We start from the raw sequence: 12203 nt of genomic DNA, 5'->3' as shown, positions 1-12203 counted from the left end.
CCCGCGCGCCGAACTCGACCTGGTGCAGCTCGCCCGAGCCCGGGCGTTGCTGCTGGGCCGCGACTACGTCATCCCCGAGGACGTCAAGGCGCTCGCGGTGACGGCGGTCGCGCACCGGATCACGTTGCGCCCGGAGATGTGGGTCCGAAAGATCCAGGGCGCCGACGTCATCGGGGAGCTGTTGCGCCGGCTGCCGGTGCCACGGACCGGCGAGACCGGGTGACCCCGGCGTGCACCCCACCCGGGAGGAGATCGTCTTCCGTTGGCGCGCATCGCCCTTGACGCGGGCGATCGCCACCTGCGCCGGCTTTGCCCTGGCCGCGGCCGTCATCGGGGGCCGTTGGCAGCTCGTCGCGTTCGCGGCGCCGCTGCTGGGTGTGCTGTGCTCCCTGAGCTGGCAGCGCCCGGTGCCGACCGTGTACGTGCACGGCGAACCCGAACGCCAGCGTTGTTTCGAGACCGAGCCGTCGCGCGTGCGGGTATGGATATCCGAAGACGCCGAGCAGCACGGTTTTTCGTCGGTGACCGTCTCGGTGGCGCCGATCGAGGGCATGGAGATCGAGAGCGATGGGCCGGGTCCGACCGCGACGGCGGTGACGGCGACGGCCCGCCGTTGGGGCCGGTATCCGATCCGCGCCAGGGTCGAGGCCGTCGCCCGGGGCGGCCTGCTCACTGGCACCGCCCTCGTCGACGCCGCCGAGGTGATCGTGTTCCCCTTGACCCCGCCGCAGTCGACACCCATCCCGCAGACCGAGTTGCTCGACCGGCTGGGCGCCCACCTGACCCGCCACGTCGGCCCCGGCGTCGAGTACGCCGATATCCGGCCCTACGTCCCGGGTGACCAACTGCGTGCGGTGAATTGGCCGGTGAGCGCGCGACGCGGGCAGCTGCACGTGACCGAACGCCTGACGGACCGGGCCGCCGACGTCGTCGTGCTCATCGACGATTACCGGCAGCCGGCGGGTCCGGCGACGGTGGCCACCGAACGCGTCGTCCGCGGCGCCGCACAGGTGGTGCAGTCCGCGCTGCGACACGGCGACCGGGCCGGTGTCGTCGCCTTGGGTGGGCGCCGCCCGCGGTGGCTCGGCGCCGACATCGGCCAGCGCCAGTTCTATCGGGTGCTCGACACCGTGCTGGGCGCCGGTGAGCGTTCCGAGGAGACCACCGGCACCTTGGCGCCGCGCGCGGCGGTTCCGGCCGGCGCCATCGTCGTCGCGTTTTCCACGCTGCTGGACACCGAATTCGCGCTGGCCCTGATCGATCTGCGCAGGCGCGGCCACGTCGTGCTGGCGGTTGACGTCCTCGACAGTTCACCGTTCGAACGACAACAGGATCCGCTGGTGCATCGCATGTGGGCGCTACAGCGCTCCGCCATGTACCGCGACATGGCCACGGTGGGCGTCGACATCGTGGCGTGGCGCGACGACAGCGGGCTGGAACAGTCGATGGGGGTGCTTCCCGGTCGGCGCCGGCGAGTGCGGGGGCGGCTGCGTGGCTGACGGCGCCGCGCTGAATCGCGTTGCGCCGAGCCTGTTCTCGGCGGGCTTTGGGCTGCTGATGGTCGCGTCCGCGGCGGCGGGCGCCCCCGGTGCCCGCGTGGTGTGGGCGGCCGCCGCCCTGGTTGCCGTCGCGGCGGGAATCCCGTACCGCCCGGCCGCGACGCTGGCGGTGCTGCTCGTGGTGCTCAGCGTCGCACTGTCCGACCCGCCGATTCTGTTCGTCGCCCTCTGCGGGCTATGCGCCACCGGGTATCTGGTGTGCCGGCACGCGGTCGGGCCGGCGGCCCTGGCGGTGCTGGGCAGCCGGCCGACGGCCGTCGCGGCCGTCGGCTTCACCGGCGCCGGGTTGGCGGCAACGTGGTTTCCGCTGCAGCTGCCATGGCTGCCGTTGGCCGCGCCGCTGGGGGCGCTGCTGATCTACCTGCTCGCCGTGCGGCCGTATCTGAATTAAGCCGCGCCGCAGGGTGTCTCAGTGCAGGAGCTGGGCGGCCTGGTCGGCCAGGTTGAGTAGCGGCTGAGGGAAGATGCCCAAGACGACCGTGACCGCGGCGCAGACCGCGATGGCCGCCTTGCTCAGGATCCCGGGGGCGAGGACCTGCGGGGTGTCGTCGGTCGCCTCGGTGAAGAACATCGACACGATGACCCGCACGTAGAAGTAGGCGGCGACACCGCTGGCCACCACGCCGACGATCACCAGGGGCACCGCGCCGCCCTGCGCGGCGGCCTTGAACACCGCGAGCTTGCTGACGAAGCCGCTCGTCAGGGGGATACCTGCGAAGGCCAGCAAAAACATCGAGAACATCACGCCGACGATAGGGGAGCGCTGCCCGAGGCCCGCCCAGTGCGCCAGGGTGGCGTCCTCGACGCCGTCGGCGTTGCGGATCAGGCCCACGATGGCGAAGGCGCCGACGGTGCTGAAGCTGTAGGCGAGCAGGTAGAACAGCGTCGCGGACAGGCCCGCGTGGTTGTCGGCGATGACGCCGGTGAGGATGAAGCCGACGTGGGCGACTGAGGAGTAGGCCAGCATGCGCTTGACGTCGGTCTGGTTGACGGCGGTGATGGTACCGACCGCCATGGTCAAGATCGCGATGGCCCACAACACCGGACGCCACTGGTCGTGCAGCGGCGGCAGGGCGACGTAGACCACGCGCACCAACGCACCGAACGCCGCGACCTTGGTGGCCGCCGCCATGAACCCGGTGATCGGCGTCGGCGCGCCCTGGTAGACGTCGGGGATCCACGAATGGAACGGAACGGCACCGACTTTGAAGAGCAATCCCACCGACAGCAGCGCGACGCCGGCCAGCGCCAACGAACTGTCGCCATGCGCCCCGAGAGAGTCGCGGATGCCGGTCAGCAGCAAGGTGCCGGTGGCGCCGTACAGCAGCGCCACGCCGTAGAGGAAGAAGGCCGACGAAAACGCGCCCAGCAGAAAGTATTTCATCGCCGACTCTTGCGAGAGCAGGCGCCGGTGCCGGGCCAGTCCGCACATCAGGTACAGGGGCAGCGACAGCACCTCGAGCGCGACGAACATGGTCAGCAGGTCGTTGGACGCGGGGAAGACCATCATGCCGCCGACGGACAACAGCGCCAGCGGGAACAGCTCGGTCTGGGCGGCGCCGGCTCGCTCCGCCTCACGCTCGGCGTCGCTGTCGGGCACGGCGGACGCTTGCGGGGTGAAGGAGTCCAACCCCCCGGAGATCCCTGCCGCGGCGCCCACCGTCGCCTTGCTGCCCGCTTTGGTGAGCGTGCGTTCGGCGATGAAGATGACCGCGAGGACCGCGACCAGCAGCACGGTGCCCTGCAGGTACAACGCCGTCCGGTCGACGGCCATCGCGCCCAGCACGACAGCGCGGCCGGCGCTGGGCGCCGACCGGCTCACCGCGATGACCGCGACGAACGCGGCGATCAACCCGGCCAGCGCCAGCAGCACCTGCGCGCGGTAACGAATTCGCCTGGGCACGAACGCCTCCGCGAGGACGCCGACGATGGCGACTCCGAACACGATGAGCGTCGGGCACAGCAGGAAGTACTCGATACTGGGAGTCGGGAGTGTCATCGCGGTCCTTCGGCTGTCCGGGGCGCGCGATCGACCGCCGGCACGCTCGGCGCGGGATCATGCTGACCGGTCGTGGTCATGGTGTTCTCGACGGCGGGGTTGATGATGTCGAGCACCGGCTTCGGGTACACCCCGAGCACCAGTAACAACGCGACCAACGGTGCGACGACCAGTAATTCGCGCGCCCGCAGATCGGTGATCTTCTCGGTGCCGGTGGCCACCGGCCCGGTCATCACGCGTTGGTAGAGCCACAGCATGTAGACCGCGGCCAGCACCAGGGCGGTGACCCCGAAGGCGGCCGCCAGCCAGTAGCGGTTGAAGGTGCCCAGCAACACCAGAAATTCGCTGACGAACGGCGCCAGGCCCGGCAGCGACAGGGTGGCCATGCTCGCCACTAGGAAGGTGCCCGCCAGCACCGGCGCGACCTTCTGCACGCCGCCGTAGTCGGCGATCATCCGGCTGCCGCGCCGCGTCACCAGGAAGCCGGCGATGAGGAACACCGCGGCCGTGGAGATGCCGTGGTTGAGCATGTACAGCGTCGACCCGCTCTGGCCCTGACTGGTCATCACGAAGATGCCGGCGATGATGAACCCGAAGTGCGAGATCGAGGTGTAAGCGATCAGGCGCATCATGTCCTTCTGACCGATCGCCACGACCGCACCGTAGATCACCCCGATGATGGCGAGCGTGACGACCGCCGGGCGGAAATACGTTGAGGCATCGGGGAATAGCTGCAGGCAGTAGCGCAGCATGCCGAAGGTGCCGACCTTGTCCATGACCGCCGTGATCAGCACCGCGGTGGCCGGGGTGGCCTCGACCGCGGCGTCGGGCAGCCAGCGGTGCAAGGGCCACAGCGGCGCTTTGATGGCGAACGCGAACATGAACCCGAGGAACAGCGCCTTGAAGACGGCGGTGTTCGCGCCGTAGCGGCCCGCGGCGACGCCGGCGACGATCTCGCGGAAGTCGAACGTGCCCGAGCCATGCTGGGAGGTCACCACGTACAGCCCGATCACCGCCGCCAGCATGATCAACCCGCCGAACAGGTTGTACAGCAAGAACTTCACCGCGGCCCGGGAGCGGTTCGAGCCGGTGCCGAAGCCACCGATCAGGAAGTACATCGGGATCAGCATGGCCTCGAAGAACACGTAGAACAGCAGCACATCCAGCGCGACGACCGAGATCAGCACCATCGACTCGATGGCCAGGGTCAGGGCGACATACGCGTGCACGTTCCGTGACGACGAAGCCGGGCGAACCTCACCATCGTTGATGGTGGTGCCCTCACCGTCGTTCCAGCCGCCGACCTGCAGCACCGGGATGAGCACGGCCGTCAGCAGCACGAGAACCACCGCGATGCCGTCGACACCCAGCGTGTAGCCCGCGCCGAAGGCCGGTATCCACGGGTGGCTTTCGACGAATTGGTAGGGCGCGCCGCCCGCCTTGAACCCGGTGGTGACGACGATCGCGACGGCCAGCGTCGCGAGACCGAAGACCAGGCCGGTCCACTTGGCGACCTGTCGCAGGCCGGGCGGCAGCAGGATCACCAGCACGGAACCGACCAACGGCACCAGCCACAGCACGCTCAGCCAGGGGACGTTAGTCACGGGCGCCGCTCCTTGTCCTCATGTCGCCTCCCACGGCCGGGGCGTCGGTCACCACAGCCGCACCGCCAGAATCATGGCGACCACCAGCGCCGCCCCGGTCAGCATCGACAGCGCGTAGTTGCGGGCGAAGCCGGTTTGCAGGCCCCGCAACCGGTTCGAGGTCGCGCTCACGAGCGCGGCCAGCGCGTTGACCGAGCCGTCGACGCCCGCGTCGTCGACCTCGACGAGCGCCTCGGTCAGTTCCGCGCCGGGCCGCATGAACACCTCTTCGTTGAAGGCGTCGCCGTAGAAGTCGCGACGGGCCGCCGTCGTCAACGGCGACACCGCGAGCGGCGCCACGCGGGGGATGTCGGTGCTGGCGTACAGGCGGTAGGCCACCGCGATGCCGACGACGACGACGCCGAGCGCCAGGCTGGTGCTCGCCCACGCCGGAAGCGCGTGGGCGGATTCCTCGTGGGCGCCGACGACCGGCTCCAGCCAGCGCCGCAGCGTGCCGCCGATCGCGAGCAGGCCACCGGCGAACACCGAGCCGAACGCGAGCAGGATCATGGGCCAGACCATCAGGGCGGGCGCCTCGTGCGGGTGGGTGCCCGGCGCCCAGCGCTTCTTGCCGAAGAAGGTCATCAGCATCACCCGCGTCATGTAGAACGCCGTGACGCCGGCCCCCAGCAGGGCCGCGCCGCCGAGCACGTAGCCGCGGGTGCCGCCGGAGTTCAACGCGGCCTCGATGATCGCGTCCTTGGAGAAGTACCCGGCGAACGGCGGCACGCCGATGATGGCCAGGTATCCGAGGCCGAACGTGACGAAGGTGACGGGCAGCGCCGCCCGCAGGCCGCCGTAGCGGCGCATGTTCTGTTCCTCGTGCATCGCGTGGATCACCGAGCCGGAACCCAGGAAGAGCCCGGCCTTGAAGAAGCCGTGGGTCAGCAGGTGCATGATCGCGAACGCGTAACCGGCCGGGCCCAATCCGGCGGCGAGCACCATGTAACCGATTTGGCTCATCGTCGAGGCGGCCAACGCGCGCTTGATGTCGTCCTTGGCGCAGCCGATGAACGCGCCGAGCAGCAGCGTAACCGCCCCGACGATCACCACCGCCAGCTGCGCGTCGGGGGACAGGTTGTACAGCGGGTTGCACCGCACGATCAGGTACACGCCCGCGGTCACCATGGTGGCGGCGTGGATCAGCGCCGACACCGGCGTCGGGCCCTCCATCGCGTCACCCAGCCACGCCTGCAGCGGCACCTGGGCGGATTTCGCGCAGGCGCCGAGCAGCAGCAGCAAGCCCATGGCGGTGAGCGCGCCGCGGCTGGCGGCGGGAGCGCCGGTGAACACGCCGGCGTAGGACAGCGTGCCGAAAGTGCGGAACATCAAGAACATTCCGAGCGCCAGGCCGGCGTCCCCGACGCGGTTCATCACGAACGCCTTCTTCGCCGCCGTCGCAGCGGTCGGCTTGTGGTACCAGAACCCGATGAGCAGGTAGGACGCCAGGCCCACGCCCTCCCAGCCGACGTAGAGCACCACGAAATTGTCGGCCACCACCAACAGCAGCATCGACGCGAGGAACAGGTTGAGGTACCCGAAGAACCGTCGGCGGTCGGCGTCGTCGGCCATGTAGGCGACCGAGTAGAGGTGGATGAGCGACCCGACGCCGGAGATCAGCAGGACGAAACAGATGGAGAGCTGGTCGATGTGCAGCCCGAGATCGACCCGCAGTTGCCCGACGGGGATCCAGGTGTACAACGTCTGGTGGACGAGCCGGTCCTCAGCGGCGCGGCCCAGCAGCTCGCTCAGCAGGCCCACGCCCACCCCGAACGCCGCGAGGGCGGCGGCGCAGCCCAGCCAGTGCCCCCAGGCGTCGGTGCGCCTGCCGCCGAACAGCAGGATCGCGGCACCCGCCAATGGCAGTGCCACCAGAAGCCAGGTGTATTGAGTCATGTCGGCGTGTTCTCAGCCTTTGAGTAGGTTGGCGTCGTCGACCGACGCCGATTTGCGGGCACGGAAAATCGTCATGATGATCGCCAGGCCGATGACAACCTCGCAGGCCGCCACGACCATCGTGAAGAACGCGATCATCTGCCCGTCCAAGTGGCCGTGCATCCGCGCGAACGTGACGAACGCGAGGTTGACCGCGTTGAGCATCAGCTCCACGCACATGAACATCACGATGGCGTTGCGCCGCAACAGCACGCCCGACGCGCCGATGGTGAACAGCAGCGCCGAAAGATACAGGTAGTTGGCCGGATTCACGACGCACCCCCTTGGGACAGGCTCGTGCCCGCTTCGGCGGGCCGGGTGTCGGAGATCTGCGTCCCGTCCGCGCCGCGGCGGTGCAGGATCGGCGACACCGACATCGTCGAGTACGACCCGTCCGGAAGCAGCGCGGCGACGTCGACGGCGTTGTGCCGCGCGTACACGCCGGGCCCCGGCATCGGGGTCGGATGCCCGCCGGGCAGGAACCGCTCCTGGGACAGCTCGCGCTGGGTCTTGCGGCGCTCGAAGCGCTCGCGGTGCGCCAGCACCATCGCGCCGACGGCCGCGGTGATCAGCAGGGCGCTGGTCAGCTCGAACGCCCAGAGGTAGCGCGAAAAGATCAGCGCCGCCAGCCCTTCCACGTTGCCGTTCGCGTTGGCCGTGGTCAGGCCGGCGAAGCCGCCGGTGGCCACGTTGCCGATCGCGGCGACCAGCAGGACGCCGAAGGCGACGCCGGTGACGACCGCCGCGACCCGCTGCCCGTGCAGCGTCTCCTTCAGCGATTCGGCGGAGTCCACCCCGATCAGCATCAGCACGAACAGGAACAGCATCATCACCGCGCCCGTGTAGACCACGACTTGCACGACACCTAAGAACAGCGCGTCCTGCACCATGTAGAACACCGCCAGGCTGAGCATCGTCATCGCCAGGAACATGGCCGAGTACACCGCGTTGACGGCGAGGACCACGCCGAGCGCGCCGATCAGCGCCACCGCGCCCAGCACCCAGAAGGTCACCGCCTCGCCGGTGGAGGTGCGCACGATGGTGTCGGCCGCCAGGAGCTGCCCGGTCAGCCCAGTCATCGGGATTCCCCGGCCTTTTCGACCTCGCGCAGGCCGTGCGCCGTCACGTTGCCCTGGTAGTAGTCCTTGTCGGTGGCGCCCGGGGTGCGCGGATGCGGCGGCGCGAGCATGTCCTGCAACAACGGCGCCAGCAGCCGGTCCTTCTCGTAGATCAGGTCGGCCCGGTTGTCGTCGGCCATCTCGTAGTCGTTCGTCATGGTCAACGCGCGGGTGGGGCAGGCCTCGATGCACAAGCCGCAGCCGATGCAGCGCAGGTAGTTGATCTGGTACACGCGGCCGTAGCGCTCACCGGGCGAAAACCGTTGCTCCTCGGTGTTGTCCGCGCCCTCGACGTAGATGGCGTCGGCCGGGCACGCCCAGGCGCACAATTCGCAGCCGATGCATTTCTCCAGACCGTCGGCGTAACGGTTGAGCTGATGACGACCGTGGTACCGCGGCTTGACCGGGCCCGGTTTCTCCGGATAACCCTCGGTCACCCTTTTCTTGAACATCGCCGAGAAGGTGACGCCGAAGCCCGCCACGGCGTCGAGGAATTTAGCCATGTGCTTTCTCCTTGCTCGCCGCCGCCAACGACTTCATGGGCAACGGCGGTATGGGGAACACCGGTGCGGTGGTGTGCGCGCCGGGCAGCTGTTTGGATTGACGCTTCAGCTGCTTCTCCAGCGCACGAATGCCCGGAGTGCTGAACGGCTTTCGCAGCGTCAGGATCAGGATCGCCGTGAAGACGAGGCTGCTGGCGACCAGGATCGGGGTCCAGTGCGCGTACCCCTGGTTGGCCGCGGTGCGGATCACCGCCGCGATCAACACCCACACCAGCGACGCGGGGATCAGCAACTTCCAGCCCAGCGCCATGAATTGGTCGTACCGCAGCCTCGGCAGCGACGCCCGCAGCCACATGTAGATGAACAGGAACGTCCACATCTTGAGGGTGAACCACAGGACCGGCCACCAGCCGGTGTTGGCGCCCGCCCACATGTCCAGCGGCCAGGGCGCGTGCCAGCCGCCGAAGAACATCGCCGTGGCCAGCGACGACACCGTCATCATGTTCACGTATTCGGCGAGCATGAACATCGCGAATTTCAGCGACGAGTACTCGGTGTGGAAGCCCGCGACCAGTTCGCCTTCGGCTTCGGGCAGGTCGAACGGGGCCCGGTTCGTCTCACCGACCATCGAGATCAGGTAGATCAGGAACGACGGCCCGAGAAGGAACACGTACCAGACGCGGTCCTGGGCGGCCACGATCTGTGACGTCGACATGGTGCCGGCGTAGAGGAACACCGCCGTGAAGGACAGGCCCATCGCCACCTCGTAGGAGATCACCTGCGCGGTCGAGCGGACACCGCCCAAGAGCGGGTAGGTGGATCCGGAGGCCCAGCCGCCGAGCACGATGCCGTACACGCCGATCGCCGACAGCCCGAGGATGAACAGGACCGCGACCGGCAGGTCGGTCAGCTGCAGCGGGGTGCGGTGACCGAATATCGACACCACCGGGCCGAACGGGATGAACGCGAACGCGGTGAACGCGGGGATCACCGAAAAGCACGGGGCGGCAAAGTAAACGAATTTGTCGACGCCGCCGGGGGTGATGCTCTCCTTGAGCGCCAGTTTGATGCCGTCGGCCAGGCTCTGCAGGGCGCCCCAGGGGCCGGCCCGGTTGGGGCCGGGCCGCAGCTGCATCCAGCCAAGGATTTTGCGTTCCAGGAGGATCGCGAGCAGCACGTTGAGCATGAGGAAGACGAAGATCGCCAGCGCCTTGCCCAGCACCAGCCACCAGGTGTCGTGCCCGAAGGCCATCAGGCCGGTCATGATGCCGCTCCGATCCGCACCGTGCTGCCCAGGTCGACGCCGAGTTGTCGGTGCACCGCCGAACCGGGCGAGTTCACCGGCAGCCAGACCACCCGGTCGGGCATGTCGGTGATCGCCAGCGGCAGCCGGATGGATCCGTGGGGGGTGCTGACGGTGATGGGGTCACCGTCGGCGGCGCCGAGCTCGGCAGCCGTGGCGGCCGAGAGCCGGGCCACGGGCTTGCGCGCGGTGCCCGCCAGGTGCGGTTCCCCGTCCTGCAGCAGGCCGTTGTCCAGAAGCATCCGCCAACCGGTCAGCACGGCCTCGCCGGCGTCGGGCCGGGCCAACGCCGCGGCGGCGACGTCGGGCGTCGCGGCGCGCTCGCCGTCCCACAGGCCCAGGGCCGCGATCTCTTCGCGGGCGCTCGCCACGTCGGAGGCGCCGAGGTAGACGCCCATCTCGTCGGCCAGTGCGTCGAGGACCTGGTGATCGGACTGGCTGGCCTGCTGGGTGCTGCCCCGCAGCGCCGGCTCGAAGGGCCGGAAACGGCCCTCCCAGTTGACGAACGCCCCGGCCTTCTGCGTGGTGGGCGCGACCGGGAAGACCACGTCGGCGCGCTCGGTGACGGCGCTGTGGCGCAGCTCGAGGCTGACGACGAACCCGGCGGCGTCCAGCGCGGCCAGCACCGCGTCCGGCTCGGCGAAGTCGTCGGGCTCGACGCCGCCGACCAGCAGCGCGCCCAGCGTGCCGTCCGTGGCGGCGGCCAGGATTGCCGAGGCGTCACGCCCTGCGGCCGTGGGTAGTTCGGACACGTGCCAGGCGCCGGCCACCTGCGCGCGGGCTGCCTCGTCGCCGAGGGGGCGCCCGCCGGGCAGCAGGCCTGGCAGCGCGCCGGCTTCCAGCGCCCCGCGTTCGCCGGCCCGCCGCGGCACCCAGGCCAGCCGCGCGCCGGTGGCGTCGGCCAGCCGCGCCGCGGCGGACAGCGCGCCGGGCGTCGCCGCGAGGCGCTCGCCGACCATGATGACGGCGCCGGGGCCGGCCAGTAGGTCGCCGACCTCGCCGGTGCTCAGCCCGTCCAACGCCGAAGCCTCGGCGCCGGGCGCGGTTTGCAGCAACGTGCCCGACATCTTCGTCAGCCCGCGCGTCGCGAACGGGGCGACCGCGAAGACCCGCAGCCCGCGTTTGCGGGCCGCCTTGCGCAGCCGCAGGAACACGATGGGCGCTTCTTCTTCGGGCTCCAGGCCGACCAGCAGCACGACGGGGGCGGATTCCAGGTCGGCGTAGCTGACCTCGAGCGGCTTGCCCGCCACGCGGGCGGCCAGGAAGTCGGCCTCCTCACCGGAGTGGGGCCGGGCCCGGAAGTCGATGTCGTTGCTGTCCAACACGATACGGGCGAATTTCGAGTAGGCGTAGGCGTCCTCGAGGGTGACCCGGCCACCGACCAACACCCCGGCGCGTCCCCGCGCCGCGTCCAGTCCCCGGGCCGCCGTCGCCATCGCGTGCGACCACGACGCCGGTTGCAGGGAGCCGTCGGCGTCCCGGATCAGCGGGGTGGTGATGACGTCGGGTTCGGTGGCGTAGCGGAAGGCCCACCGGCCCTTGTCGCAGTTCCACTCCTCGTTGACCTCGGGGTCGTCGCCAGCCAAGCGGCGCAACACGGCGTCATGGAATTGCTGTTGATCAACCACCCGCTCGACTGCCCGATGTGCGACAAGGGTGGCGAATGCCCGCTGCAGAACCAGGCAATGTCGAACGGGCGCGCCGACTCTCGCTTCACCGACGTCAAGCGCACCTTCGCCAAACCGATCAACATCTCCGCCCAGGTGCTGCTGGACCGCGAGCGCTGCATCCTGTGCGCCCGGTGCACCCGGTTCTCCGAGCAGATCGCCGGTGACCCCTTCATCGACATGCAGGAGCGCGGTGCGCTGCAGCAGGTCGGCATCTACGCCAACGAGCCGTTCGAGTCGTACTTCTCGGGCAACACCGTGCAGATTTGCCCCGTCGGGGCCCTGACCGGAACGGCCTACCGGTTCCGCGCCCGCCCGTTCGACCTGGTCTCCAGCCCGAGCGTCTGCGAGCACTGCGCGGGCGGCTGCGCCGAGCGTACCGACCACCGGCGTGGAAAGGTGTTGCGCCGCTTGGCTGGCGACGACCCCGAGGTCAACGAGGAGTGGAACTGCGACAAGGGCCGGTGGGCCTTCCG

Annotated in this window: 8 protein-coding genes and 4 pseudogenes; 4 read left to right on the top strand and 8 right to left on the bottom strand. The window is 69.5% G+C overall.

Going from position 1 to position 12203, the window contains the following annotated elements:
- From A5714_RS02660 to A5714_RS02650, 3 genes and pseudogenes are all read left to right on the top strand, one after another.
- A pseudogene (locus A5714_RS02660) lies at positions 1–223 on the top strand (ATPase); the annotation flags it as partial.
- Positions 224–230: 7 nt separating this feature from the next.
- The gene (locus A5714_RS02655) at positions 231–1499 is read left to right on the top strand and encodes a DUF58 domain-containing protein (RefSeq protein WP_068282492.1); all 1269 of its coding nucleotides are present in this window, start codon (positions 231–233) and stop codon (positions 1497–1499) included.
- 58 nt (positions 1500–1557) lie between these two features.
- Positions 1558–1950, top strand: a complete 393-nt coding sequence (locus A5714_RS02650) for a hypothetical protein (protein WP_197513522.1) — start codon at positions 1558–1560, stop codon at positions 1948–1950.
- Between the two features lie 18 nt (positions 1951–1968).
- Here A5714_RS02650 and nuoN read toward each other — a convergent pair whose 3' ends face one another.
- The 8 genes and pseudogenes from nuoN to A5714_RS02610 form a co-directional block, all read right to left on the bottom strand.
- The gene (gene nuoN, locus A5714_RS02645) at positions 1969–3558 is read right to left on the bottom strand and encodes an NADH-quinone oxidoreductase subunit NuoN (protein ID WP_068282486.1); all 1590 of its coding nucleotides are present in this window, start codon (positions 3556–3558) and stop codon (positions 1969–1971) included.
- A complete protein-coding gene (locus A5714_RS02640) occupies positions 3555–5162 on the bottom strand; it encodes an NADH-quinone oxidoreductase subunit M (protein ID WP_068282484.1) in 1608 nt (535 codons plus the stop codon). Before A5714_RS02640 ends, nuoN begins: the two co-directional genes overlap by 4 nt.
- A 48-nt stretch (positions 5163–5210) precedes the next feature.
- Positions 5211–7097, bottom strand: coding sequence for an NADH-quinone oxidoreductase subunit L (gene nuoL / locus A5714_RS02635; protein ID WP_068282483.1), 1887 nt, complete (start codon positions 7095–7097; stop codon positions 5211–5213).
- Between the two features lie 12 nt (positions 7098–7109).
- Positions 7110–7409, bottom strand: a complete 300-nt coding sequence (nuoK, locus tag A5714_RS02630; protein ID WP_025735676.1) for an NADH-quinone oxidoreductase subunit NuoK — start codon at positions 7407–7409, stop codon at positions 7110–7112.
- Entirely contained in the window at positions 7406–8215 is an 810-nt protein-coding gene (locus A5714_RS02625; RefSeq protein WP_068070122.1) for an NADH-quinone oxidoreductase subunit J, read from the bottom strand. The genes nuoK and A5714_RS02625 overlap by 4 nt, the downstream gene beginning before the upstream one ends.
- Positions 8212–8766, bottom strand: a pseudogene (gene nuoI / locus A5714_RS02620) (NADH-quinone oxidoreductase subunit NuoI); the annotation flags it as partial. The gene A5714_RS02625 and the pseudogene nuoI, both read right to left, overlap by 4 nt.
- Complete coding sequence (gene nuoH, locus A5714_RS02615) at positions 8750–10012, bottom strand: NADH-quinone oxidoreductase subunit NuoH (protein WP_197513520.1); 1263 nt, start codon at positions 10010–10012, stop codon at positions 8750–8752. The gene nuoH and the pseudogene nuoI, both read right to left, overlap by 17 nt.
- A 5-nt stretch (positions 10013–10017) precedes the next feature.
- Positions 10018–11658, bottom strand: a pseudogene (locus A5714_RS02610) (NADH-quinone oxidoreductase subunit G); the annotation flags it as partial.
- On the opposite strand from A5714_RS02610, the pseudogene A5714_RS02605 reads away from it, so the two are divergent.
- Positions 11650–12203, top strand: a pseudogene (locus tag A5714_RS02605) (NADH-quinone oxidoreductase subunit G); the annotation flags it as partial. The pseudogenes A5714_RS02610 and A5714_RS02605 sit on opposite strands and share 9 nt — an antisense overlap.

The organism is Mycobacterium sp. E2462 (assembly GCF_001672685.1).
In the GTDB taxonomy this organism is placed as follows: domain Bacteria; phylum Actinomycetota; class Actinomycetes; order Mycobacteriales; family Mycobacteriaceae; genus Mycobacterium.
This window is presented reverse-complemented; position numbering and strand designations above follow the sequence as displayed.